The sequence below is a fragment of the Cupriavidus sp. 96C5-1 genome, from assembly GCF_057798855.1.
This window is the reverse complement of record NZ_JBYOJU010000050.1, coordinates 1-24,457: the sequence shown is the minus strand read 5'-3', so window position 1 is coordinate 24,457 and position 24,457 is coordinate 1. Positions and strand designations below refer to the sequence as shown.

The following is a 24,457-nucleotide window of genomic DNA, read 5'->3' as shown; positions in this document are numbered from 1 at the left end:
GCGGAGACCCGTTTGAATATCGTCGTCGACGTACTTATCCTGGCGGGCGCGCTGCTGGCCATTGTCGCGGTGGTGCAGGTCGCCGCAGCCAGGCTGACGCTGCCGGAATCCACGCTGCTCTCGGCGATCGGTATCGCCATCGGTGCCGGCTACGTGCTCATCGATGCCTCCGCCCCGCAGTTCGCCCGGCATTTCCTGCATCCGCTGATCGACCCGGCCCTGCCGCCCGAGGCCTACCTGTGGATCTTCCTGCCGCCATTGCTGTTCCATGCCGCGCTGACCGCCGACGTGCGCAATATGCTGCCGGACGCGGCACCGGTCCTGCTGCTGGCCATCGTAGCCGTGATCGTGGCCACCGGCGTGATCGGGCTGGTCACCTCCCTGGCCAGCGGTACCAGCGTGGTGGTCTGCCTGTTGCTGGGCGCGGTGGTGGCCACCACCGATCCGGCCGCGGTGATCGCGATCTTCCGCGACGTGGGCGCCCCGGCCCGGCTGATCCGGCTGGTCGAAGGCGAGAGCCTGCTTAACGACGCCGCCGCCATCGCCATTGCCGGTGTGCTGGTGGCCATGCTGACCGGGCACGGGACCGACGCCACGCTCGGCGCCGGATTGCGCGAGCTGGCCTGGTCCTTTGCCGGCGGCGTGCTGTGCGGCGCGATCGCGGGGCGGCTGGTGGCCGACCTGCTGCCTCGCCTGGCCGGGCTGGCCATGGCCGAAGGCGCGCTGACGCTGGCGCTGCCCTACCCGCTGTACCTGCTGGCCGACCAGTTGCTCGGTGTCTCGGGCGTGGTAGCCGTGGTATGCGCCGGGCTGATGGTGAGCGCGCTCGGTCCCACCCGGTTGCGCCCGCGCAACTGGCGTCACCTGCGCATGATCTGGGAACAGTTCGCAGGGATCGCGGGGGCCATCGTCTTCCTGCTGGCGGCAGTACGGGTGCCGTCGCTGCTGGCCGGGGTGACGCCGCACCATGGCCTGTGGCTGCTGGCGCTGGTGCTGGCCGCGCTGGCCGCGCGCCTGCTGACCTTGTTCGGCTTGCTGCCGCTGCTGTCGTGGCTGAAGCTGAGCGCGCCGATCAATGGGGCCTACAAGCTGGCGATTGCCTGGGGCGGCCTGCGCGGCGCGGTCACGCTGGTGCTGGCGCTGGGCATCGCCGAAAACGATGCCCTGCCTTATGAAGCACGCCATTTTGTCGCCATCCTGGCTACCGGCTTCGTGCTGGTGAGCCTGCTGCTCAACGGCACCACGCTGCGCTGGCTGATCCACCAGCTTGGCCTGGATCGGCTCTCGCCACAGGAACAGGCGCTGCAGCAGCAGGCCATCCGGCTCTCGACCGAGGAGGTCGAGACCATGCTGGAGCGCATCGCACAGACCTTCGACCTGCCCCCGGCCGCGGCACGCGAGGTGGCGGCGCATTACCGGCGCGAGATCGAGCTGGGCTCGATGGAGTTCGACTTCGATACCGCCCTGTCCGAGCGCGACCGCTTCACCATTGGCCTGGTCACGCTGGCCACGCGCGAGCGCGAACTGATCCCGGAGTATGGCGACGGCGTGATCTCGGTGGCCAACCTCGACGCCATGATGCGCAATACCGCGATGATGATCGATGCGGCGCGCGAGCATGGACGCCTGGGCTACAACCGCGCCGCCCGGCATATCCTGGACTACCAGCGCGGCTACCGCATAGCGCTGTTCCTGCATCGGCGCTTGTCGATCGACCGGCCGCTGGCCCGCGCGCTGGCCGACCGCTTCGAACTGCTGGTCTGCCGCCAGACCGTGCTGGAGCGGCTGCGCCAATACAACCGCTCACTGCTGACACCGGTGTTCGGGGCGCGGCTGACGACCGTGCTGGACGGCGTGCTCGAAGAGCGTGTCAGGTCGGCTAGCGGGGGCCTGGACGAAATGCGGGCACAGTTCGGCGGCTACACGGTAGCGCTGGAGAAGCGCCTGCTGATGCTGTTCGCCTTGCGCAAGGGCCAGCGCTCGCTGGAAGCCATGCGCGAGGAGAACGTGATTTCCAGGGAAGCCTATAACCAGATCGCGCAGGTGACCCAGCGCGCGTGGCAGGCCAACCTGGCGCGCCCGCCGCTGCGCAGCGCGCTGGCGCCAACGGCGGCGTCCGCCGGGATGCGCAGTCCACCGCAAGCAGGCGAGCCCGACTGAAGCCCGGCTGGCGGCGGAAAGCTGCCCTGGGGCGAGCGTGGCGAGAGCACCCCTTTGTCCCGCTAGTGCGGCGCCACTGCGCCGGCCGGTTCCTTGCGATAGGAAACGGTCTTGTTGCGTCCGCTGCGCTTGGCCTGATAGAGGGCGATATCGGACTGCTTGAGCACCTCGCCGACCGCCTCCGCCGACGAGGGGAAATGCGCCACACCCAGTGAAATCGTGATCACGCCGCCGGTCGGGTTCGGCGTTCTCTCCACCGCCTCGCGCAAACGCTCGGCGATATGGAAGGCGTTCTCCTGGCTGGAACCGGGCAGCAATATGACGAACTCCTCGCCACCGCTGCGGCTTGCCATATCGCCGCCCCGGGAGCCCGCGCGCATCAGGCCGGCGATATGCTTCAATACCTGGTCGCCGACATCGTGCCCGTAGCGGTCGTTGATTGCCTTGAAATGGTCCACGTCGAGCGTGATCGCCGCGAAGGATTGGCCTGCCTGCCGGTATAGGTCCAAGGCATTGGCCAGCCCGCGGCGGTTGCGCAAACCCGTCAGCGCATCGGTAATGGTTTGCTGATTGAGTTTATCCAGCTCGCTGCTGGTCAGGCTCATGCCGCGCAGCAGCGCTTTTTTCAGCCGGTCGGCCTCGAGGTACCAGCACAGGATCTTTTCTATTTTCCCCATGCCATCCGGGGTGGCCACCATTCTGGCGTTCTCGGCCAGTTGCCCCAGCGGCCTGGAAATCAACCGCGAGAACCACCAGATAAAGACCAGCGACAGCAGCAGGAACGGAATGCTGTTGCCGAAGGTCACGAGCGCGAGGTGGTTAAGGTTCGCCAGCGTGGTTTCCGTGGATTTCTGCACAACGATGCCCCAGCCGGTGGATTTGACGGGCGCGTAGCCGGCCAGCATGTCGACGCCATACAGGGTTTGCACGTCCTGCGACCCCGCCTCGCCGCCGGTCACCGCCCGGACGACCGCATTCTTGATGATCGATTTTCCGACGTGCGTATTGTCCGGATGAAAAATAATGGTGCCCTTGCGGTCCACCACATAGACGTACGAACTGTCCCGATAATAGTGCCTATCGAGAATCGTATGCAGCATGTTCTTGGCATTCAGATAAATCGTGCCCCCCAGATAACCGAGCAGCCGTCCCTCCGCGTCGATGATCGGATGGGAAATAAAGATGATGAGCCGGCCCGTTGACGATATGAATGGTTCGCTGATCGCAGGCGTGCGGGTCGTCAGCAGCGCATGTCCCCAGTCCGTCTTGACGCTGGTGCCGGCAACACGCAAGGTGGTCGGCGAAACAGCAACCAGCGTTCCGTCCCGGCGCACGATGGCGACCGAATTCAGGCTCCGGGTCTGCAGGCGGAGACGGTCGGCCTCCTCCGCCAGGCGCGCCGGCACATCCATGTTCGAGGCCAGCACCCTGGCGCTGTATGCCAGCTGCTGCATGGTGCTGTCGAGATGGGTCTCGGTGGACTCCGCCAGCTTGGCCGCATAGACGCGGTTGGCTTCCAGCGTATTCCTGATCAACAGGTCGCGTTGCACACGATAGCTGGAGTACAGCGTGTTGGCCATGGTCAGCAGTACCGATCCCAGGGCCAGAAGCAGGATCAAACCACCCAGCCCCATCTTGGGCGAGCGCTCCGGGGGCGTATTACGCGGTTGCGCGGACATCTATTTGCCGACTGACGATTTTCTTAGAAGGAACCGATATTAACAGGCATGATCGGCAAGCCATGTGGTAGCCCGCCCGGCACAGCGCTGACCCCGCCTATGCCGGCAGGGCGCCGCGTTCGCGTTCCGCCGCCAGGTAGGCGTCCCGCGAAGGGAGCAAATGATTGCGGCATAGCGCGATGAGCGCCTCGCGCCGCCCGTCGCGCAAGGCCTCGATCATGGCCCAGTGCTCCTGCCGGGCACGCTCGCGGTAGCCCGCCGCCGCCAGCGAACCGAAGCGGATGGGATGGGCGCGGCGCGCGTATTCCTCGATCGCCTGCCGCAGCACCGTGTTGTCGACCAGCGTGAACAGCTCGCGGTGAAAGCGCTGGTTGATGCGGAACACGGCCCGCGCGTCGCCCGCGGCCACGGCGGCATCGTGTGCCTGCTGGACGGATACCAGCGCCTGCAGGCGCGCCGCCGGCACCGGCAGCGCGATCAGGCTGGCGGCGTGCGTTTCCAGCACTTCGCGCAAGGCGTACAGCTCCATCACCTCGCGCGGCGCAAAGGCGCGCACCACCGCACCGACATTGCGCTTGCGCTCGACCACGCCCATGCCTTCGAGCGCGACGAGGAGCTGGCGCACCACATGGCGCTTCAGGCCGAAGCGCGCCATCAGATCGTCTTCGACCAGCCGCTCGCGCGGACTCAGCAAGCCGAACACGATGTCTTCCTCCAGTATCGCGGCGGCGGCCAGCATGGCATCCGCGCCACCGCCGGCGGCTTCATCCTGACTGTGGACGGCATCCACCGGCTGCGCGCGGGTACCTGCCCGGGTTCGACGATCCATGACCGGCACCTCAGGATTGACGGGGCACGGTTTCGCTGGTCTGCGCGGCCCGGAGAAAATCGAAATCCACGCCCTGGTCGGCCTGCGTCACCGTCGCCAGGAACAGCTTGCGGTAGCCGCGCTCGGCGGTCGGCCGCGTGACTTCGTGCCCGGCGGCGCGGCGCGCCAGTTCCGCGTCGTCGATCAGCAGCGAGAGCTCGCGCCGCGCCACCGACAGCCGGATGCGGTCGCCGCTGCGCACATGGGCCAGCGGCCCGCCGACGGCAGCTTCCGGCGTCACATGCAGCACGATGGTGCCGGCCGCAGTGCCGCTCATGCGGCCATCCGAGATGCGCACCATATCCTTGACGCCGGCGCGCGCCAGCTTCCGGGGAATCGGCATGTAGCCGGCCTCCGGCATGCCGGGCGCTCCGGTCGGGCCGATGCGCTTGAGCACCAGGATATCGTCGGCGCGCACATCGAGCGCATCGTCGTCGATGCGCAAGGCCATATCCTCGGCATCCTCGAAGACCACCGCGCGCCCCTCGTGCTCCATCAGCACGGGATCGGCGGCCGACTGCTTGATGATGGCGCCGCCGGGGGCCAGGTTGCCCCGCAGCACCGCCAGGCCGCCCACTGGGTAGATCGGATCGCCGAACGGCCGGATGACGTCCTGGGCGAATGGCGCGGGCGCCGCGTCCAGCTCCTCGCCCAGCGTGCGGCCCGACACCGTGAGCGCGTCCAGGTGCAGCAGCGGCCGCAGTTCGCGCAGCAGCGCGGGCATGCCACCGGCCTTGTGGAAGTCCTCCATATAGTGCTGGCCCGAGGGCTTGAGGTCCACCAGTACCGGCGTCTCGCGGCTCATGCGGTCCAGCCCGGCCAGGTCGATATCGATACCCAGCCGGCCGGCAATGGCCGTCAGGTGCACGATGCCATTGGTGGAGCCGCCGATCGCCAGCAGAACCCGCAAGGCATTCTCGATGGCGCGGCCGGTGAGGATGCGGTCCGGGGTCAATCCCGCGCGGGCCATTGCCACGGCGGTAGCGCCGGTACGCTCGGCCACGCGCACGCGGTCGGCCGTGACCGCTGGCGCCGAAGCGCCACCCGCCACCATCATGCCAAGCGCTTCGGCCAGGCAGGCCATGGTGCTTGCCGTGCCCATCACCGAACAGGTGCCCACGCTGGCGACCAGCTGATTGTTGACGTCGGCGATCTCGGCGGCGTCGATCTCGTCGGCGCGGTAGCGGCCCCAATAACGGCGGCAGTCAGTGCAGGCGCCCACGCGTTCGCCGCGATGCGAGCCGGTCAGCATGGACCCGGTCACCAGCTGGATGGCCGGGACGCCGGCCGAGGCCGCGCCCATCAGTTGCGCGGGCACGGTCTTGTCGCAGCCGCCGATCAGGACCACGGCGTCCATCGGCTGGGCGCGGATCATCTCCTCGGTGTCCATCGACATCAGGTTGCGCAGGTACATGCTGGTCGGCGCCGAAAAACTCTCGTGCACCGAGATGGTGGGAAAGTCCACCGGCAACCCGCCCGCCAGCATGACGCCGCGCTTGACCGCTTCCACCAGCTGCGGCGCGTTGCCATGGCAGGGGTTGTAGCTGCTGTTGGTGTTGACGATGCCGATCACCGGCCGGGACAACGCGTCGTCGGTGTAGCCGGCGCCCTTGATAAAGGCCTTGCGCAGGAAGAGCGAGAAGCCCTTGTCGCCGTAGTTGGTCAGTCCTTTACCCAGGCCGTCCGCGGCTTCCCGCGCTGGCTCGAAAGGATCCTGGCCGGCGGGCGCCGAGGCGGAAGGGTCTTTGGGCGCGTCGTGGGGTCCGGCCATGCACATCTCCAATAATATTATTGATAATCTGGCCTGGCATCATATGCCTCGGTCGCTCTCCCCTGCAAGAGATGAATGCGCCGTGCGGCTTTAATTGAATAAGCCGATCAGTCGATAGAAAAATTCGGATTCATCTATCAAGCAACGGCACCTACACTCTGCCGGAGCGACGAGCCGGGCGTCCCGCGCTGCACTGCAGCCGACCGCATTCCATTCATACCATCCCGGCATCAGGAGATTCCATGACCGGCATTCGACGCCCCGCCCGCCGCTGCGCTTCCACGCCCCGGCGCCAGCTTTTGCTTTCCGCCCTGGCCGCTGCCGGCGCTTTGCTGAGCGGCGCCGCCGCGGCAGCCACCGACTACCCGGCCAAGCCGATCCGGCTGGTGGTGCCCTACCCGCCTGGCGGCGCCACCGACGTGATCGGCCGCACCCTGGCCCAGCATCTCTCGACGGCTTTGGGCCAGCAGGTGGTGGTGGACAACCGCGCCGGGGCTGCGGGCAATATCGGTGCGGAAACGGTGGCCAAGGCACCGGCCGACGGCTACACCCTGCTGATGGGCGCGCTGACCAGCCACGCCATCAACGCGGCGCTCTACAAGAGCCGCGTCTCCTACGACATCGAAAAGAGCTTTGCCCCGGTCGCCATCGTCGGCACGGTGCCGCTGGTCTTCGTGGTCAATCCCTCGGTCAAGGCCAACAACCTGCCGCAGTTGATCGCGCTGGCGAAATCCTCTCCCGGGGCCATCACCTTCGGCTCCGCCGGCAACGGGTCGCCGCAGCACCTGGCCGGAGAAATGTTCAAGCGCATGGCCGGCGTGGACATGCTGCACGTGCCCTACAAGGGCAGCGGCCCGGCCATGACGGACCTGATCGGCGGGCAGGTGCTGAGCATGATCGAGACCGTGCCGGCGGCGCAGTCCTACGTCAAGGGCGGCAAGATCCGCGCCCTCGCCGTGACCACCACCGAACGCGTGGCGGCGCTACCCGATGTGCCCACCGCCGCCGAAGCCGGCCTCAAGGACTTCGAAGTCAATTCCCTGTTCGGCATCGTGGCGCCGGCCGGTACCCCGGCACCGGTAGTGGACCGGCTCAACGGCGAACTGAAGAAAATCCTGGCCGAGCCCGACGTCAAGGCATCCCTGCTGAGGCAGGGTGCCATCGCCGCATGGACCACCCCGGCGCAAACCCAGTCCCGCATCAAGGCGGAGCTGGCGAAATGGACCACGGTGATCCGGGAGGCCGGAGTCAAGCCGGAGTAGGCGGGCCTGGCCGGGCGGAAGGCGTCCGCATCACGCGCGCGACGGCATGGGCGCCGTCGCCGGCGCTGCTTGACACCGTTGCGATTGCGCCTATGATGACTAGCATTGCTGCGCCGCAGCAAGCAACGACGCTGCCCTCCGGAGCCGTTCCGGCGCACTGCGGCGTCCTTCATAGGAGACTCGCATGGCATCCCCCTCCCACGCTGGATACGCCGAGGCGTGCCAGGCCCAGTTGAGCATGGCGCTCGGCCTGGCCAGCACCTGGGCGCAGGTAGCGGAAAAGATCGGTGCGCTGAATCTGCAGGCGGCAAAAACCTTCATCGCCGAAAGCGCGGATTATTTTCGCGAAGCCAGCCTGGAGCCGATCAGTCTTGCCCTGTACCGGCCGGAACTGGCCGACGTCCTGGCGCAGCGGATTGCCTCCTACTCGAATAGCCTGAACGACATCCTGTTCGGCGCAAGCGGAGAGCTTTCCAGCGAGGTGCAACGCCAGCTTGCCGGGATGACGGGCCAGGACCCATTCCAATGGTGCCTGATGGGGCGGGATTTCCTGCCGGACTACGGCACCACCCTGCCGGCCATGAGCGTTGCGGTTTCCGGCTGGGTCTCCGCCTATCTGCCTGCCGTGAAGCCGCTGCCGGCGGAACCGGCCGATGTCGTGCAGGCGCCGCTGCTGCCGGCACCAGCCGATTCCACGCAAAAGACGGCAACGGAATAGTCCCGCGCCGCGGCTGCGCGAACCGGCGCGGCAAACGCGATATGCCGCATGTGCAATGGCTGTGTCCGGCCCGGCTGGTGATCGACGTCGGGCCGCGCGAGAAAAGCCGGGCCCGGCAGCAGGCCATCGAATATCTGCGGCAAAGCGCGAGCGGAGGCGGGCCCTGCTCCGCCCGCCGGAATCATATGGCCGGCAACAGCCGGCTCATTGGCACGCGGTGCCGGGAACGGGTTTCCCCGAGTTGGTCACGCCCTGGCAGGCATCGCCGATCGCAACGTCGGCGAGACGGTTGCCATATGGCCTTAGCCTGCCCACCACGGTGCAGCAGTAGCGCGGATCTGCCGAGACTTGCGGATTCCTGTTCATGCGTGCGGACGCTGGCGCTTGAGCTGGCGAGGCGGGAGGAACGGCTGCCGGACGGGGCGCCGGCGCCGTGGCGGGAGAGTCCGCAGCATCAGGCCCATCCTCGTCGGGGGAGACGCATTGCCCCTTCTGGCAGATCCGCTCCCCTTTGCACTGCATGTCGTATTGGCATCCTGCCGCGTTTGCATGCAGCGGTAACGCTATCGCCAGCGATGTGGCGAACAACAAACCCTGCGTTCTCATACCCCCTCCCACTCGACTGCCGGCGCGCAACGCGCGAATGTCCGCACCAGTTCCCCTTGCCTGCGTCGGCGCGACATTGGGCATACAAGCAAATCACAGCCGTGTGCTCCAGCCCTCTTCGTCGACCGCGGCGCCGGCCAAAGCGATCAACCACCATCCCATACTAGGATAGCGATCGGCGTAAAACGCTGTTACCCCGCCTTGCATCGGAGTGAGCGCCTTACCACCAAGAGCAACCAAGAGCGTGCCGACGGCATTGGTCAATGCCTTCCGGCTGTGTTAGATACGGGAGATCCTGCAGGGCTTCGACTTGAAGCGCAAAACTAATTGCGCCGCGCGGCCTCTGCCACTTCGTTCGTCACCACGGTCTGGCCGATCGGCGCCAGCGCGATCACGGCCAGCTTGAGATGCTGGATACCGAAGGGAATGCCGATGATGGTGACAAAGCAGGCCAAGGCCGACGCCAGATGGCCAATCGCAAGCCAGATGCCGGCAAAGACGAACCACAGCAGATTGCCGACCAGGCCGAGCATGCCGGTGCCAATGTCATCCTGCTGATGCAGTTCGCGGCGGCTGATGGCCTGCTTGCCGAACGGGAAAAAGGTGAACTGCCCGATCACGAAGCAGGCCTTGCCCCAGGGAATGCCCACGATGGAACAGAAGGCAATGAGTCCGGCCAGCCACCAGGCCAGGCCCATGAAAAAGCCGCCGAGAATAAACCAGAGGAAATTGCCGATCGCGCGCATGCGAGTCCTTTCAAAGGGAATGCCAAGAACGGATGATACGCAAGCCGGCGCGGATGCCGCCGACGGCCGCTCAGTCCGGCAAGCCGCCCGGCCCCGGCGCGCGCCGGCGCACGCGGTAGACAGAGGCCGGCGGCACGTTGGCTACCACATAGGCCACGCGTACCGCTTCCAGGCCTAGCCGGGCCATCAGCCTCTGCGGCACCGGGAATCGCGGCCCGTAGGTGAACTGGTAGAAGCGCCCGTCGGGCCGCAGGTGATGCCGGAAGGCGCCGTCGAGAATGGCCACGGCCTGGCGCATCGGCATGGCCACCAACGGCAGGCCGCTCACTACCGCGCCCGCACGCTCGTCCCCGAATACGCTCCCCAGTTGCCCGAGATGCACCGCGTCCATCCGCAACAGCCGCGCCTGCGGAAAGCGCTCGCCCAGGCTATCGGCAAAGGCAGGGTCGGATTCAACCAGTGCCAGCTGGTGTTGCGGTACGCCACGCGCGAGCAGGGCGCGGGTGAACGCACCGGTGCCGGGGCCAAGTTCGATCACCGGGCCATCCATTGGCAGGATGTCGTCCGTGATGCGCTCGGCGAGCGCACGCCCCGATGGCGCCACCGCGCCAACCCGGCGGGGATGACGGAACCAGGCACGGAGGAAAAGCAACAGGTCATGCATGGTGTCGATCCTCCTTTGCGCCTTCGTCCTCTTGCCTGGCGCAAGACATCAGCGCCGCGGCATCCTCGCCGGCGCCAAGGAAATGGCGCGCATAGCGGGTGTTCAGGTCGGCCAGGCGCAGCAGCGTGGGAAAATCCGCCACATTGAAATCCGGGTCCCACGCGGGTCCGCCGCAAATGCGCGCGCCCAGCCGCAGATAGCCTTTGAGCAGCGGCGGCGGCTGTACCGCCAGCGACTGCCGCAATTCTGTCACCGGCAGCGGCAGGCGTGCAAACACATGCAAGGCCGGAGGCGCCAAATGCCGTGCGCCGAGCAGCCGGCACAGGCTCGCAGCATAATGGCCGCCGTCGGCAATCGATACGCTGGTGCAGCCCAGCATGGTGTCTAGCCGGTGGCGCCGCAGATAAGCACCAAGCCCGGACCAGAGCGACATCACCACGCTGCCGCTGCGGTAGTCCCGGTGCACGCAGGCACGCCCCAGCTCCAGCAAGCGCGGGCGCAGATGATGCAGGCGGGCAAGATCGAATTCGGTCTCCGCATACAGGCCGCCGGCACGCCGGGCCTGGTGCGGCGGCAGCACGCGGTAGGTACCGACGACCGCCAGCGTGCGCGCGTCCCGTACCAGTAAGTGGTCGCAGTAAGCGTCGAAGCGGTCCGCGTCGAGGCCCGGCGCGCCAGGTCGCAGGCGGGCGCCGAGTTCCTCGCCGAACACGGCATGGCGCAGCCGTTGCGCCTGTTCCACTTCATCCTGATGGCGCGCCCAGCCCACCAGCAGCGGCCCCAGCGCGCGCGGCGCCTGCGGCGGCGGACAATGCAGCCACCGCCACGCATTGGCACCGAATTTCGGCAGGGCTTCAGCCAGAGGCTGGGTCGGCGCCGGTATCTCTTGCATCACTGTGTCTTCTCCTGTTGGCTAGCGCGGGTGCCACCTCGGCATGCACGCACTGCGGGGCAACTGTTGCACAATCTGTGCTTGATCCGCCGCACAAGGCGTAGTCCGCGTCACCGCGTTTAATCTCTTCTTAATGATGTGGCCGCACCATGCGGCCACATCACAGCCGAGGCCATCCCAGGCTTGCGCAGGGAAGCCGCCGGCCTCGGTAACTGGCATGCTAGGTGACCGGTTTTAAAAAATAATTAGTGGTACATGGCAAGCCCGCGCGCGCGGGCATCGGAAGGAGGCACCGATGCAGGTCCTGCTCGTGGAAGATGATGTCATGCTAGCCGAAGCGGTCCGTGCCGGGCTGCTACAAAACGGCTGGAGCGTGGATTGCGTCGACGACGCCTCCACGGCGCTGCTGGCGCTGGCTGGCAGCCGCTATGCGGCCGTGCTGCTCGATCTGCAGCTGGGACGCAGTTCGGGCCTGACGGTGCTGACCGGCATGCGCGCCCGCTACGATGCCACCCCGGTCCTGATCATCACCGCGCGCGACCGGCTCAGCGATCGCATTCGCGGTTTCGATGCCGGTGCCGATGACTACATCGTCAAGCCTTTCCAGCCCGACGAGCTTTACGCGCGCCTGCGCGCAGTGATCCGGCGCAGCCAGGGGCGCGTGCTGCCGGTGCTGCGGCATCTCGACCTCACGCTGGACCCCGCGCGGCGCGTGGTCGAGAAAAGCGGCAACCCGGTCGCGCTGAGCCTGCACGAATACCGGACCCTGCTGGTGCTGATGGAACGGCGCGGCCGGGTGGTCTCGCGCGATCAACTCGAAGACGGCGTCTACGGCGGCGAAGGCACCATCGAGAGCAACACGATCGCCGTCTATGTGCACCAGTTGCGCCGCAAGCTGGGCGAACAGCTGATCACCACCGTGCATGGCTTCGGGTACCGCCTGAGCGCGGGCGAGAGCGGAACATGAGATCGCTGCGCATGCGGCTGTTCGCCGCGTTGATGGTGATTCTGCTGGGATTCTGGATCGGCTGGCACCTGATTGCGGGCTTCCGGCTCTACGATACGGATACCGGCTGGTGGGATGTTTCCCTGAGCGACGCGGGCGGGCAGATCCTGCGCGCCCTGCCACCCGCGCTCGATCCGGCCACGCTGGCAACCCATGCGCCCCTGCTGCAGCCGTTCGACGACGCCGTGCTGAGCTATCAGGTCTGGGTGGACGGGCGCCGGGTGCTCCGCTCGCCGACCGCCCCGGAGGCGCCGCTCAGACCCAGCTTCACCGATGGCGCCGGCCGCGAGGACGTTGGCGGCGTCACCTGGTGGGTGCATGCCGTATCCGATCCCGCCCGGCACGTCCAGGTGCAGGTTGGCCGGCGCCAGGACGCGGTGGCGCACGATGTGCGCAGCCTGACTCTCTTCAGCCTGATCAATTCGGTATTGATCGTGGCCATATTGAGCGCCGCCACCTGGGCAGTGGTGCGCTGGTCGCTGGCACCGGTGCGCAGGATCCTCGCCACGCTGGCCGGGCGCTCCCCGCTCGACCTGACGCCGCTGCCGCTCACCGGCCTGCCGAAGGAAATCAGCCCGCTGGTGGGCGCCTTCAACCGTTTGCTATCGCGGACCGAGCGCGCGGTGCAAGGCGAGCGCCGCTTTATCGCCGACGCCGCGCACGAACTGCGCACGCCGCTGGCCGCGCTGTCCATCCATGCCCATGTCGCGTTGCATGCCAGCGACGACGCGCAGCGCGCATCCGCCCTGCGCCAGCTCGCCAGCGGGGTGGCACGCTGCGCCCGGCTGTCCGAGCAATTGCTGGACCTGGCACGCCTGGAGGCCATGCACAACGGCGACACGCACACGCCGCTGGATCTTGCCCAACTGGTCGCCATGGTGCTGGCGGACTTCGAGGTACTGGCGCGCCAGCGCGGGCAGTCGCTGGCACTGCGGCTGGAACCCTGCCTGGTGCGCGGCGACCTGGACGCGCTCGGCATCCTGCTGCGCAATCTCGTCGACAACGCCTTGCGCTTCAGCCCGGACGGCGGCCACGCCGCGGTTTCCTGCAGCCCGGAGCCCGCCGGCGCTGGCCCCGCGATGGTGCGCCTGACGGTTGCCGACAATGGTCCGGGCGTACCCGCCGCCGAGCAGGAGCGCATCTTCGACGCGTTCTATCGCGTGGCCGGCAGCGGCCAGCGCGGCAGTGGCATCGGCCTCTCCCTGGTAGCCAGGATCGCGCGCAACCACGGCGCGCGGATCGAGACCGGCCCCGGGCTGGATGGCGGCGGGCTGGCGGTGTCGGTCCTGCTGCCAGCCGCGGAGGAAGCGCCGGATCGGGCTTGACCGGAGTCACCCGCCCGCGTCGTGGTGACACGCTCGCCAAGGCTCTCAACAAAGCCGATGGTGCGCTCTATGATTTGACTCACAGAGGCAGAGGCGCCGACGCCGCCGCTCAAGGTTCAGGCGCCGGTGGCAAGCCATGCCGGCCACGCCCGGCGCCGCCATGCCTTCGCCGAAGGCCGGCGCGACAGCTGGCGCCAAAGGAACGCCATGAGCCGTTTTCACCTGCTACGCGCCGCCCGGCCGGCCGCCGGCTGCCTTGCCGGCCTGGCGATGGCCCAGCAAGGCGCCATCAGCGTCAACCAGGACACCATCGCCACCTCCGGCAACAGCGTGGTCATCGTCAACGGCCAAGTGGTCTCATCGCGCGGCGCCATCGAGGCCAGGGGCCCGGAAACCACCGAACTCCGAAAACTCGGGGCGTTTTCCGCGGTGCAACTCAATGCGCCCGTGGAAGCCGCATTCTCGGCCTCGCCCAGCGTCACGCTCTCCATCACCGGGCCGGCCGACATCCTGCCGCTGCTGCGGACCACCGTCGCGGACGGCAGGCTGTCGATCGACCTTGCGGCCCCGGTCGTGCTCACGGCGCCGCTGAAAGTCGCCATCACGGCCCCGTCGCTACAGGCCATCGGTATCGAAGGCGCGGGCATCATGCGGGCAACCGGGTTGCACCAGGCATCGCTGGACATACGCCTGTCAGGTTCCGGCTCGATCATGGCCGCCGGCCAGGCCGGCCATGTGCGCGCCACCAACTCCGGGTCGGGCGAAGTGGATGCCAGCCAGCTGCGCGCGCAAGACCTGGATGCAAGGCTGAGCGGCTCGGGGCTTATCCGCGGCTATGCGTCCGACGCCGCCAGCGTTGCATTGAATGGATCGGGCGATATCGTCGTCGCCGGGAACCCGCCCAAGCGCACCGTCAGCCGGACCGGCTCAGGCCAGGTGCGGTTCGAGTAGCCCGCCAAAGCCTGCTGCGGGCGCCTGCAGCCTCGGCCAGCGGCACCACCCGCAGGCGGGCGACCGGCGCGATGCCGGGCCAGGCACACGGTTGACGTTGCGGTGCAACAATGGCAGCATTCGCTGCTTCGGCGGACCAATCCGCCTGTCCCGGGCGCGAACGTCTCAGGCGGATTCACGCGTGAATTCGTTCGTGCACGTCAGACGCCAACGGTAACAATCACTGCCGGATTCGGAGCGTTTCAGTCATGCGTGTTGCATTTATCGGCCTGGGTGTCATGGGCTACCACATGGCGGGCCATCTCGCCGCCAAGGGTCACCAGGTCACCGTTTACAACCGCACGGCAAGCAAGGCCGGCCAGTGGGTCGCCGAATTCGGCGGCAAGTCGGCGGCAACGCCGGCCCTGGCCGCGCAAGATGCCGAAGTGGTCTGTTCCTGCGTGGGCAATGATGACGACCTGCGCTCGGTGCTCACCGGCGCCGAGGGCGCTTTCGCCAAGGCGCCGGCGGGTTGCGTGTTCGTCGATCACACCACCGCCAGCGCCAATGTGGCGCGCGAGCTGTATGCCGCCGCCAGCGAACGCGGGCTGCATTTCGTCGATGCCCCGGTCTCGGGCGGCGAAGTCGGTGCGCAAAAGGGCATCCTGACCATCATGTGCGGCGCCGACGAGGCCGTGTATGGCCAGGTCGAGCCGGTACTCGGCTCGTATGCCCGCGCCGTCACGCGGATCGGTGATGCCGGCGCGGGCCAGCTGGCCAAGATGGTCAACCAGATCTGCATCGCCGGGTTGCTGCAGGGCCTGTCCGAAGCCATCGCTTTCGGCGAACGCGCGGGACTGGACATGAAGGTCGTGCTGGATGTCATCAGCAAGGGCGCGGCCGGCTCCTGGCAACTGGAGAACCGTGGCCCGACGATGATCGAGGACAAGTTCGACTTCGGCTTCGCGGTGGACTGGATGCGCAAGGATCTCGGCCTTTGCCTGGACGAAGCCCGCCGCAACGGCGCCAGCCTGCCGGTCACGGCCGTGGTCGACCAGTTCTACGCGGACCTGCAGCGAGACGGCCTCGGCCGCGCCGATACCTCCTCGCTGATCAAGCGCTTGTGATAAGGGCGGACTGCCCCGCCCCCCGATGCCGATGGGCCGGGAACGGGCGGATGCAGCCAATCGCAGCGGCGCTGATTTTCATTATTTTCATCGCTGAAAGAATGCCGCTACGGACGGCCGGATTGCAGGCCAACGGCTCAAGAAAATACGCGCGCCGCCAACCCGCTCCGCGTCAATACGACTTCGGCAGGCCCAGCACGCGCTCGGCGATATGGCACATGATCAGCTGGGCGCTGACCGGCGCGATGCGGGGGATATACGACTCGCGCAGATAGCGCTCCACCTGGTACTCCTTCGCATAGCCCATGCCGCCCAGCGTCAGCACCGCGGTCTGGCACGCCTGGTGGGCGGCTTCCGCCGCCAGGTACTTGGCGGTATTGGCTTCGGCCCCGCACGGCTTGCCCTGGTCGTACAGCCATGCCGCCTTCCACACCATCATGTCGGCCGCTTCGAGCGCCATCCAGGCCTGCGCAAGCGGATGCTGGATGCCTTGGTTCTGCCCGATGGGCCGGCCAAATACCGTGCGCTCCCTGGCGTAGCGCGTTGCCGCCTCCAGGGCGGCGCGCCCCAGCCCGACGGCCTCGGCGGCAATCAGGATGCGCTCCGGGTTCAGTCCGTGCAGGATGTATTCGAACCCGCGCCCTTCCTCGCCGATGCGGTCTTGCAACGGCACGGTCAGCCCGTCGATAAAGAGCATGTTCGAGTCCACCGCGGCGCGCCCCATCTTGTGGATCTCGCGCACCTCGATATGCCTGCGGTCCAGCGCCGTGTAGAAGAGGCTCAGCCCCTGGGTCGGCTTGGCCACCTGCTCCAGCGGCGTGGTGCGGGCCAGCAGCAGCATGCGGTCGGCCACCTGCGCGGTGGAGATCCAGATCTTGCGGCCGTCCACGCGGTAGCTTTGCCCGTCGGCCGACAACACCGCCTGCGTTTTCAGATGGGTGGTGTCCAGCCCTGCGTCCGGCTCGGTCACGGCAAAGCAGGCTTTCTCGTCGCCGGCGATCAGGGGCGGCAGCGCGGCTTCCTTTTGCCGGTCATTGCCGAACACCACCACCGGGTTGAGGCCGAACACATTCATATGAATGGCCGACGCACCGGAGAAGCCGGCGCCGGATGCCGACACCGTCTGCATGATGAGCGCTGCCTCGGTGATGCCAAGCCCGGCGCCGCCGTAGGCCTCCGGCATCGCAATGCCGAGCCAGCCGGCCTTTGCCATGGCCTGGTGGAAGGCCTCGGGAAACTTGCCTTCGTCGTCCAGGCCCGACCAGTAGCCGGTACCGAAGTCGCTGCACAGCTGCGTCACCGCCTCGACGATGGCGCGTTGTTCTGGCGTTCTTTCAAAGTTCATGCCTGCCTCATTCCGGCTGGATGCCGGCGTCCTTGACCAGCTTGGTCCACTTGACCAGTTCGCCGGCCACAAAGCCGGAGAACTGCTTGGGCGATTGCCCGAATGCCTCGAAGCCCAACGCTTCGAAGCGCGGCGCCACCTCCTTGCTGGCCGCGATGCGGGACAGCTCGCGGTTGAGCCGCTCGACCACGTCGGCCGGCGCATGCGCGGGCGCGAACACGCCGTTCCAGGAGGTGATGTCGAACCCCTTCAGCGCTGGCGTATCCCCCAGCGGCGGCAGCTCCGGCAGCAGCCGGCTGCGCTGCGCCGTGGTCACCGCCAGCGCGCGCAGCTTGCCGGCCTTGACGTTGGCGATGCCGGCCGCCACGTCGACGAACATCATCGGCACCTGGCCGGCGATCACATCGGTCATGGCCGGCGGCGTGCTCTTGTAGGGCACGTGCAGCAGGTCGAGCCCGGCCATGCGGCCCAGGGTGGCGCCGGATACGATGCCCGTACTGTTGCCGCTGGCGTACGACATGCCCGGATGCGCGCGCGCGTAGGCGATCAGCTCCGGCACGGTCTTGACGGGCAGCTTGGGATTGACCACCAGCATGAACGGCAGGTTGCCCATGCGCGCCACCGGCGTGAAATCGCGGATCGGGTCATACGGCAGCGTCTTCATCAGCGAAGGGTTGGCCGAATGGGTGGTGTTGGTGGTCATGAACAGCGTATAGCCATCCGGCGCCGCCTTCGCGACCAGTTCGGCTGCGATCGCGCCATTCGCCCCGGGGCGATTGTCCACCATCACGTTTTGCTTGAGCGCCTCGCCCAGCTCCTTGGCGGTAATGCGGGCGACCGCGTCGGTGCCGCTGCCGGCAGCGAACGGTACCACCAGCCGGATCAGCTTGCTGGGGTAGGCATCGGCGGCGGCGGCGGCGTAAGGCGCGGCCGCCAGCGTCAGCAATGGCAGCGCCGCGCGCAGCAGCGTGATGAGGCTTGGCATGTCTGGTCTCCTGGGCTTTCCGGCCAGCCATCTCTTCTGGATGGATTGGCTTTGCGGTTGCGGTTGCGGTTGCGGTTGCTACTGGACTACATGACGCTCGGGCGAGCCGCTGCCCGTCTCAGGGCGCGGTCTTCTCCTTGTAGTTCGTATCCTTCACCAGCTTGGCCCAGCGGGCGGTGTCGTCGGCAATGATGGTGGCGAACTGCTCGGGCGTACTGCCAACCGCTTCATAGTCGATCGCGGCCAGGCGCTCCTTGATCTCAGGCAGGGCAACGATGCGGACGATCTCCCGGTTCAGCCGCGCGACGATATCCTTGGGAGTGCCTGCCGGCGCAAGCAGGCCAGCCCATGAACTGAAGGTCATGCCCTGGATGCCGGCCTCTTGCATGGTCGGGACATCGGGCAAGGCGGGCGAGCGCTTGGGCGACAGCACCGCGAGGGGCCGCAGCCTGCCGGCACGGATCATCGCCATCGAATTGAAGGGATCGATGGTCATATCGACCTCGCCCGCCACCACGGCCTGCATCTGCGGACCGGTGCCGCGATAGGACACGCTGACAACGTCCGGCGTGCCCGCGGTGGATTTGAAGGTTTCCCCGATCAGCTCGATCATGCTGCTGCCGGCCGACAAGCTCAGCGGGCGCGACTTGGAGCGGGCCAGCCCGATGAACTCCTGCACGGTCTTGGCCGGCACCGAAGGGTGGACCACCATGACGAAGCCGATCGTACTGATCAGGCTGATGGGCGCGAAGCTTTTCAGGGGCTCGTACCCGGCCTTGTAGAGCACGGGGCTGAGCGTCTGCGCGCCCGCGGTGTTGAGCAGCAGCGTGTAGCCGTCGGGCGCGGCACGCGCAACCACGTCGGTGCCGATGATGCCATTGGCGCCGGGGCGGTTTTCCACCACCACCGGCTGCTTCAGGGCCTCGGCCAGCTTTTGCGAAACCAGCCGCGCCACCACGTCGGAGGCACCGCCGGGCGCGTAAGGCACCACCATGCGGATCGGCTTGGCCGGATAGGTGCTGCTCCATGCCAGGGCGGGCATCCCGCTCCAGATCGCGGCGCACAGCATCAGGCTGCGTCGGGAAGACAGTTTCATATGGGTTTCCTTCCAGGCATCGACAACCAGCGTCGTATCGGGGCGGGGAGCCGCGCGCGCAATGGCCGCGGCAAGGCTCAGGCGGGACGGATCACGCGATCCGCGGATTCCTCGTAAGGCGGGGCGTAGATCACCAGCAGCTTGACGGGTTCGTCGCTGACCACCGTGAACACATGCATGGCGTCGGCGGGGAAGAAGCAGCAATCGCCGGGCCCAAGCTCGCAGGATTCACCGTTCACCTCGGCAAGCGCCCTGCCCTCCAGCACGTAGCAAACCTGTTCGATCCCCGGATGCGCGTGCGGCAACGCACCCTTGCCGCGCTCTATGGTGCCGTGGATCACTTCAAGCTGGGTGGCGCCAACGTTCTCGCGGCCGACGATGCGGCGGTTCAGGGTGCCCACATGGTTGGCCGGGTGATAGCCGGGCACCGCTTCGGCGCGCACGAAGTAGGTTGGCGAGAACGACGATGGCGTCATTGCAGTCTCCATGCCGGCCATGCCACCCCCCGCGGTTGGAAGCGGAGGCATGGCCTGGCCGGTTATTGTTTTCATATCTATGAATTCTATTTTATACCCATGAAAAATATAGTCAACTACCCGGCCTCCGATGTGCGCCTGCCACTTCAGCAGTGAATGAAACGGCGCCGTGACCGTTAACCGTTAAACTAGAACCGCAATCACGGCCAAGTGCCTATCAAGAAACATTCATGACCTCGTTTACGTTTGATGCTGTTCTGGCAAGCGAGCCCACCGAATTCGTGCCATCCGACCGGAACCCGAACGTAGCCGCGGACGTATCGGCACAAGACGCCTGGGCGCTGCTGGAGGCCTCGGGCGGACTCGCGCTGCGGGTTGATGCCAGTGGCAACATACTTCTGGCGACCCTGGCATCGGCGCAATTGCTGGCTTATCCCCGCGAGTACCTGCTTAAATCCTCGATACTGGACGTCGTCTCGGTGGAGCAGCGGGAACTGCTCTCCGACCTGCTGCGCGCCTGCGACAGCGATGGCAGCAGCAAACGGGCGCGGCTCCGGTTCTCCGGAGGCTTGAGCGAAGGCCGGTGGCTGGATCTCCGTATCTCTCCCGGCACAGGCCATGAAGGCGCCCCGCATCTGTGCGTGTTCGGCTACGACGTCACCCAGTGGGTCATCAATGAGAAAAAATTCATCGACGAATCCTTTCGCGATCCGCTGACCGGCGTGGGCAACCGTGCCCTGATGCGAAAACGCATCGCCGAGTATTGCTCCGAGGACGGGACCGGAACCGCTTCGTCTTCGTTTGCGGTGGCCCTGATGGACCTTGACGGGTTCAAGAAGGTGAACGACTCCTTGGGCCATGAATTTGGCGATGCCCTGCTGAAGCAGGTCAGTGTGCGATTGCAGGGCGCGATACGCCCCAAGGATGTCGTGGCGCGGCTCGGAGGCGATGAGTTTGTCCTGCTCCTGGACGGCGTCGCGTCGGAAACGGCGGCAACCGGCATACTGGAACGCATCATTCACGCGTGCCGGCAGCCTTTTCACCTGGCCGGCTGCCAGATCCGCGTCACCACCAGTATCGGGCTTGCCTTCGGGGCGGGCTCCCACCGGCTGGAATCCCAGTTGCTCAAATGCGCCGACCTGGCCATGTACGAAGCCAAGGCCAGGGGCAAGAATCGCTACTGCGTCTACTCGCCGGAACTGGAACATCGCCTGGACAGGCAGTTCCGCATCGAGCAGGAAATGTTCCAGGCCGTCCAGAACGGTGAGTTCCTTCTTCATTACCAGCCGATCGTGTGGCCCGACTCAGGCAAGGTCTGCGCGGTCGAGGCATTGATGCGATGGGAGCACCCGACCTTGTCCATCACGCCGGATGTATTCATTCCGGTAGCCGAGCACAACGGGCTGATCAATCACCTGGGAGCCTGGGCATTGCGTTGCGCCTGCGCACAGCTGGCGGCATGGGATGCGCAGGGAATACATATCGACTACGTGTCGGTCAATGTCTCGCCGGTCCAGTTCCTGCATCCCGGATTCGCCGACAGCGTCAGGAAAGCGATTGCGGACTCAGGCGTGAGCGCGAGCCGCCTGGTGCTCGAGATCACGGAAGGCGCGCTGATGACCGATCCCGAAGCGGCGCAGGAACTGCTGGTGGAACTGCGGGCACTGGGCGTCCGGTTTGCGGTCGACGACTTCGGCACCGGCTACTCCAGCCTGTCCTACCTCCGCCAGTTCCCGCTTTCGGCCTTGAAGATCGACCGCAGCTTTGTCACCGACATGATGAACTCGCCGCATGCAAAGACCATCGTGTTTGCCGTATTGTCCCTGGCCAGGGAACTAGGGTTGGTGGCCATTGCGGAAGGCGTGGAAACGCAGGCGCAGAACCAGTTGCTCGTCGAGCACGGCTGCGAACTGGTGCAGGGATGGTACTACTCGAAGGCATTGAGCCCGGCTCAGTTCGAGCATCAGGCTCAAACCGGTCAGTTATTGCTTGGCACCGCCCAAGTATTCTCGCAGTAGACGCCGCCATGCAGACAAACCCGTTCTTCGATGTGCTCTGGAGCAGAATGGCGCAGCGAGGGGATTTCCCCACCCTGCAGTTCAGTATCGACAACATCTTCAAGACGCTCACCAGCGACATCAGCGTCGGGGAAATGGCCGCCGGCGTGCTCTCCGACTTCAGCCTGTCGCAAAAGATCATCCGGCTGGCCAACTCCGCCATGTATCGCTCTTTCGGGGGCGAGGTCACCACGGTGTCGCGAGCCATCCTGGTGCTGGGCGTCGATGCGATCAGCCACCTGACCCTGGGCGTCCAGCTCCTGGATTACTTCACCGGGGTGGCCGCCAACCGCCCGCAGGCGTCCAAGGAACTGAAACAGGCTTTGATTGCCGGAGAATTCACCCGCGCGCTAAGCTGCGCGCAAGGCGTTGGCCAGGCGGAAGAGGCGGTGGTTTGCACCTTGATGCACCATATGAGCCGTCTCCTTCTGGTCTTCTACTTTCCCGAGGAATGGGAGCGGATCCAGGCCCTGTACGATGGGGATCCCGCCAGGGAAAGCGAAGCGTGCCAGCAAGTGCTGGGCGTGACCCTCGAGGAAATCGCCGCAGCCGCCGCCATCAAATGGCGGCTGCCGGCCCTGATCGCGAAGTCGATGGCCCGCAAGCGCCTCGATGCGGACGTGGCCCTGGAAACCCATGCCGACTGGCTGGGCGCGATAGCCGAGGTCTCGTCCCTGGCCGCGGCCCTGCTCTCCCGGGGAGAACCTGAGGATGTCGTCCAGGCCCTGCTGCTGAGTCATGCGGAGAAACTGGGCTTGCATACCGCGACCGTGGACGCCGCGATCGTGCAGGCACAGGTACTTAACGCTTCCATGACGCATGCCGAGTCCGAGGACCCCGCCGAGGCGAGCCCTCAGCAAAAGTCGGGCAAGCCGAAGGACGCCCTCCCGCGTCTTCGGCAAAGCCTGCTTGAAATACAACGCGAAGGACGCGAGCTGCCCGTGTCCGAACTGGCCCCGCTGGCGCTCGAATCGGCCATGCGGGCACTGAATTTCTCCCATTGTTTTCTCATGCTGCTGAACCCCGAGGCAAAGCGTTTCGGGGCCCGCATCGGATTTGGCGACGGCATGCGCGAGAAACTGGAGGCACTATCGTGCGAGGAGGGGTTCGTCCCGGATATCTTTCACTTCGCGGCCATCGCCGCCAAGCCGCTGCTGTTCGAGGACTCCTTCGACAAGGAGGTGGCCCATCGCGTGCCGCGCTGGTATCGTGAGCAGATGACCGACGCCAGGTCCATCCTGCTGGCGCCCGTGAAGATGCGGAATCGCTGCGTGGCGATTATTTGCGGCGACTGGGGCCAGACCGTATGCACCGACGGCCTGTCGGAAAGCGAACTGGAAGCGGTCAACCTCCTGGCCCAGGAGATTTCATTGAGTTTCCTCAGGTCCGCCGAACACCGATAAGCGTCCGATACCGCCTGGCCCGCACCTCTCCTGCCCGGTCAGGACAACGCCCCGGCAAGCCGGGGCGTCAGGTCCTGCCGGGCTGCGGCCGGGCCGCGCGCGACGCTCAGCGCTTGCCGATTTCCGGCACGTCGCGGCTTGCCGCGCCGTTGAACAACTGGCGCGGACGGCCGATCTTGTATTCCGGATCGGTGATCATCTCTTCCCACTGCGAGATCCAGCCCGGGGTGCGGGCCAGCGCGAAGATGCAGGTGAACAGCGAGGTCGGGATGCCCAGCGCGCGCTGCACGATGCCCGAGTAGAAGTCCACGTTCGGGTACAGCTTGCGGCTGACGAAGTACTCGTCTTCCAGCGCGATCTTTTCCAGTTCCATGGCGAGCTTGAACAGCGGGTCGTTGTGCAGGCCCAGTTCGTTCAGCACTTCATAGCAGGTCTCGCGCATCAGCTTGGCGCGCGGGTCGTAGTTCTTGTACACGCGGTGGCCAAAGCCCATCAGGCGCACGCCCGAGTTCTTGTCCTTGACCTGCTTGATGAACTCGGTGATGTTGTCGACGCTGCCGATCTCTTCCAGCATCTTGAGGGCGGCCTCGTTGGCGCCACCGTGGGCCGGGCCCCACAGGCAGGCCACGCCGGCGGCGATGGCGGCGAACGGGTTGGTGCCCGAGGAGCCCGCCAGGCGCACCGTGGAGGTCGAGGCGTTCTGCTCGTGATCGGCGTGCAGGATGAAGATGCGGTCGAGCGCGCGCTCGAGCACCGGGTTCACCTGGTACGGGGCGCACGGCGTGGCGAACATCATGCGCATGAAGTTGCCCGAGTAGGACAGGTCGTTCTGCGGATAGATGTACGGCTGGCCGATGTTGTACTTGTATGCCATCGCGACCAGGGTCGGCATCTTGGCGATCAGGCGGATCGCGGAGATTTCGCGCTGGTGCGGATCGTCGATGTCCATGGCGTCGTGGTAGAACGCGCTCATGGCGCCCACCAGGCCCGTCAGCACCGCCATCGGGTGCGCGTCGCGGCGGAAGCCCCGCAGGAAGAACTGCAACTGCTCGTGCACCATGGTGTGGTTCATCACGGCGCCAACGAACTCTTCCTTCTGCTTGGCGTTGGGCAGTTCGCCCTTGAGCAGCAGGTAGCAGGTTTCCAGGTGGTCGCACTTGGTCGCCAGCTGCTCGATCGGGTAGCCGCGGTACAGCAGCTCGCCCTTGTCCCCGTCGATATAGGTGATCTTCGAATTGCACGAAGCCGTCGACATGAAACCGGGATCATAGGTGAACTTGCCGGTTTGACCGTACAGCTTGCGAATATCGATCACATCGGGGCCGACCGTGCCCTTGTAAA

Annotated in this window: 19 protein-coding genes and 1 pseudogene; 9 read left to right on the top strand and 11 right to left on the bottom strand. The window is 66.2% G+C overall.

The annotated features are described in order from the left end of the window. The first annotated feature begins 12 nt into the window (after window positions 1-12). Window positions 13-2,160, top strand: coding sequence for a cation:proton antiporter (locus AC3FOF_RS36905; RefSeq protein ID WP_488729402.1), 2,148 nt, complete (start codon window positions 13-15; stop codon window positions 2,158-2,160). A 62-nt stretch (window positions 2,161-2,222) separates the two neighbouring features. Here the strand turns inward: AC3FOF_RS36905 and AC3FOF_RS36900 are convergent, their stop codons facing one another. The 3 genes from AC3FOF_RS36900 to AC3FOF_RS36890 all read right to left on the bottom strand — a co-directional run bounded on the left by AC3FOF_RS36900 (window position 2,223) and on the right by AC3FOF_RS36890 (window position 6,478). Then, window positions 2,223-3,794 (bottom strand): sensor domain-containing diguanylate cyclase, encoded by a 1,572-nt coding sequence (locus AC3FOF_RS36900; RefSeq protein WP_488729428.1) that lies wholly within the window; start codon window positions 3,792-3,794, stop codon window positions 2,223-2,225. A 142-nt stretch (window positions 3,795-3,936) separates the two neighbouring features. Beyond that, the gene (locus tag AC3FOF_RS36895; protein WP_276264163.1) at window positions 3,937-4,578 is read right to left on the bottom strand and encodes a GntR family transcriptional regulator; all 642 of its coding nucleotides are present in this window, start codon (window positions 4,576-4,578) and stop codon (window positions 3,937-3,939) included. A 100-nt stretch (window positions 4,579-4,678) separates the two neighbouring features. Continuing rightward, on the bottom strand, window positions 4,679-6,478 hold the full coding sequence (locus AC3FOF_RS36890) for an IlvD/Edd family dehydratase (RefSeq protein ID WP_488729401.1): 1,800 nt from the start codon (window positions 6,476-6,478) through the stop codon (window positions 4,679-4,681). Between the two features lie 242 nt (window positions 6,479-6,720). Between AC3FOF_RS36890 and AC3FOF_RS36885 the strand changes: the two genes are divergently transcribed. Continuing rightward, on the top strand, window positions 6,721-7,740 hold the full coding sequence (locus AC3FOF_RS36885) for a tripartite tricarboxylate transporter substrate binding protein (protein WP_017226988.1): 1,020 nt from the start codon (window positions 6,721-6,723) through the stop codon (window positions 7,738-7,740). A gap of 184 nt (window positions 7,741-7,924) precedes the next feature. Continuing rightward, on the top strand, window positions 7,925-8,458 hold the full coding sequence (locus AC3FOF_RS36880; RefSeq protein WP_051078476.1) for a phasin family protein: 534 nt from the start codon (window positions 7,925-7,927) through the stop codon (window positions 8,456-8,458). Window positions 8,459-9,387: 929 nt separating this feature from the next. On the opposite strand, the gene AC3FOF_RS36875 is transcribed toward AC3FOF_RS36880, so the two are convergent. From AC3FOF_RS36875 to AC3FOF_RS36865, 3 genes and pseudogenes are all read right to left on the bottom strand, one after another. Beyond that, the gene (locus AC3FOF_RS36875) at window positions 9,388-9,810 is read right to left on the bottom strand and encodes a YccF domain-containing protein (RefSeq protein WP_017226990.1); all 423 of its coding nucleotides are present in this window, start codon (window positions 9,808-9,810) and stop codon (window positions 9,388-9,390) included. A 70-nt stretch (window positions 9,811-9,880) separates the two neighbouring features. Beyond that, window positions 9,881-10,474: a class I SAM-dependent methyltransferase gene (locus AC3FOF_RS36870; RefSeq protein ID WP_017226991.1), complete on the bottom strand. Its 594-nt coding sequence runs from the start codon at window positions 10,472-10,474 to the stop codon at window positions 9,881-9,883. A gap of 76 nt (window positions 10,475-10,550) precedes the next feature. After that, a pseudogene (locus tag AC3FOF_RS36865) lies at window positions 10,551-11,366 on the bottom strand (GNAT family N-acetyltransferase); the annotation flags it as partial. A gap of 295 nt (window positions 11,367-11,661) precedes the next feature. Between AC3FOF_RS36865 and AC3FOF_RS36860 the strand changes: the two are divergent. From AC3FOF_RS36860 to AC3FOF_RS36845, 4 genes are all read left to right on the top strand, one after another. Beyond that, a complete protein-coding gene (locus tag AC3FOF_RS36860; protein ID WP_488729400.1) occupies window positions 11,662-12,333 on the top strand; it encodes a response regulator transcription factor in 672 nt (223 codons plus the stop codon). Continuing rightward, window positions 12,330-13,697, top strand: coding sequence for an ATP-binding protein (locus AC3FOF_RS36855; RefSeq protein ID WP_488729399.1), 1,368 nt, complete (start codon window positions 12,330-12,332; stop codon window positions 13,695-13,697). The genes AC3FOF_RS36860 and AC3FOF_RS36855 overlap by 4 nt, the downstream gene beginning before the upstream one ends. A 207-nt stretch (window positions 13,698-13,904) precedes the next feature. Continuing rightward, on the top strand, window positions 13,905-14,648 hold the full coding sequence (locus AC3FOF_RS36850) for a head GIN domain-containing protein (RefSeq protein WP_488729398.1): 744 nt from the start codon (window positions 13,905-13,907) through the stop codon (window positions 14,646-14,648). Between the two features lie 185 nt (window positions 14,649-14,833). Further along, the gene (locus AC3FOF_RS36845) at window positions 14,834-15,754 is read left to right on the top strand and encodes an NAD(P)-dependent oxidoreductase (protein WP_488729427.1); all 921 of its coding nucleotides are present in this window, start codon (window positions 14,834-14,836) and stop codon (window positions 15,752-15,754) included. A gap of 172 nt (window positions 15,755-15,926) precedes the next feature. Here the strand turns inward: AC3FOF_RS36845 and AC3FOF_RS36840 are convergent, their stop codons facing one another. The 4 genes from AC3FOF_RS36840 to AC3FOF_RS36825 form a co-directional block, all read right to left on the bottom strand. Beyond that, window positions 15,927-17,099, bottom strand: coding sequence for an acyl-CoA dehydrogenase family protein (locus AC3FOF_RS36840; RefSeq protein WP_017224724.1), 1,173 nt, complete (start codon window positions 17,097-17,099; stop codon window positions 15,927-15,929). Between the two features lie 7 nt (window positions 17,100-17,106). Beyond that, complete coding sequence (locus AC3FOF_RS36835) at window positions 17,107-18,084, bottom strand: tripartite tricarboxylate transporter substrate binding protein (protein ID WP_017224723.1); 978 nt, start codon at window positions 18,082-18,084, stop codon at window positions 17,107-17,109. A gap of 118 nt (window positions 18,085-18,202) precedes the next feature. Beyond that, window positions 18,203-19,180 (bottom strand): Bug family tripartite tricarboxylate transporter substrate binding protein, encoded by a 978-nt coding sequence (locus AC3FOF_RS36830; RefSeq protein WP_276268496.1) that lies wholly within the window; start codon window positions 19,178-19,180, stop codon window positions 18,203-18,205. A 77-nt stretch (window positions 19,181-19,257) separates the two neighbouring features. Further along, the gene (locus AC3FOF_RS36825; protein WP_017224721.1) at window positions 19,258-19,656 is read right to left on the bottom strand and encodes a cupin domain-containing protein; all 399 of its coding nucleotides are present in this window, start codon (window positions 19,654-19,656) and stop codon (window positions 19,258-19,260) included. A gap of 230 nt (window positions 19,657-19,886) precedes the next feature. On the opposite strand from AC3FOF_RS36825, the gene AC3FOF_RS36820 reads away from it, so the two are divergent. Further along, window positions 19,887-21,674: a putative bifunctional diguanylate cyclase/phosphodiesterase gene (locus AC3FOF_RS36820; RefSeq protein WP_017224720.1), complete on the top strand. Its 1,788-nt coding sequence runs from the start codon at window positions 19,887-19,889 to the stop codon at window positions 21,672-21,674. An 8-nt stretch (window positions 21,675-21,682) separates the two neighbouring features. Next, on the top strand, window positions 21,683-23,116 hold the full coding sequence (locus tag AC3FOF_RS36815) for an HDOD domain-containing protein (RefSeq protein ID WP_035806805.1): 1,434 nt from the start codon (window positions 21,683-21,685) through the stop codon (window positions 23,114-23,116). Between the two features lie 106 nt (window positions 23,117-23,222). Here the strand turns inward: AC3FOF_RS36815 and gltA are convergent. Further along, on the bottom strand, window positions 23,223-24,457 hold a 1,235-nt coding region (gltA, locus tag AC3FOF_RS36810; RefSeq protein ID WP_488729397.1), incomplete at its 5' end, for a citrate synthase.

Coding starts and splice junctions, on each gene's coding strand:
- AC3FOF_RS36900 (WP_488729428.1), bottom strand. CDS start 3,794: ATGGGGCTGGGTGGTTTGATCCTGCTTCTGGCCCTGGGATCGGTACTG.
- AC3FOF_RS36895 (WP_276264163.1), bottom strand. CDS start 4,578: ATGCTGGCCGCCGCCGCGATACTGGAGGAAGACATCGTGTTCGGCTTG.
- AC3FOF_RS36890 (WP_488729401.1), bottom strand. CDS start 6,478: ATGGCCGGACCCCACGACGCGCCCAAAGACCCTTCCGCCTCGGCGCCC.
- AC3FOF_RS36885 (WP_017226988.1), top strand. CDS start 6,721: ATGACCGGCATTCGACGCCCCGCCCGCCGCTGCGCTTCCACGCCCCGG.
- AC3FOF_RS36880 (WP_051078476.1), top strand. CDS start 7,925: ATGGCATCCCCCTCCCACGCTGGATACGCCGAGGCGTGCCAGGCCCAG.
- AC3FOF_RS36875 (WP_017226990.1), bottom strand. CDS start 9,810: ATGCGCGCGATCGGCAATTTCCTCTGGTTTATTCTCGGCGGCTTTTTC.
- AC3FOF_RS36870 (WP_017226991.1), bottom strand. CDS start 10,474: ATGCATGACCTGTTGCTTTTCCTCCGTGCCTGGTTCCGTCATCCCCGC.
- AC3FOF_RS36860 (WP_488729400.1), top strand. CDS start 11,662: ATGCAGGTCCTGCTCGTGGAAGATGATGTCATGCTAGCCGAAGCGGTC.
- AC3FOF_RS36855 (WP_488729399.1), top strand. CDS start 12,330: ATGAGATCGCTGCGCATGCGGCTGTTCGCCGCGTTGATGGTGATTCTG.
- AC3FOF_RS36850 (WP_488729398.1), top strand. CDS start 13,905: ATGAGCCGTTTTCACCTGCTACGCGCCGCCCGGCCGGCCGCCGGCTGC.
- AC3FOF_RS36840 (WP_017224724.1), bottom strand. CDS start 17,099: ATGAACTTTGAAAGAACGCCAGAACAACGCGCCATCGTCGAGGCGGTG.
- AC3FOF_RS36835 (WP_017224723.1), bottom strand. CDS start 18,084: ATGCCAAGCCTCATCACGCTGCTGCGCGCGGCGCTGCCATTGCTGACG.
- AC3FOF_RS36830 (WP_276268496.1), bottom strand. CDS start 19,180: ATGAAACTGTCTTCCCGACGCAGCCTGATGCTGTGCGCCGCGATCTGG.
- AC3FOF_RS36825 (WP_017224721.1), bottom strand. CDS start 19,656: ATGACGCCATCGTCGTTCTCGCCAACCTACTTCGTGCGCGCCGAAGCG.
- AC3FOF_RS36820 (WP_017224720.1), top strand. CDS start 19,887: ATGACCTCGTTTACGTTTGATGCTGTTCTGGCAAGCGAGCCCACCGAA.
- AC3FOF_RS36815 (WP_035806805.1), top strand. CDS start 21,683: ATGCAGACAAACCCGTTCTTCGATGTGCTCTGGAGCAGAATGGCGCAG.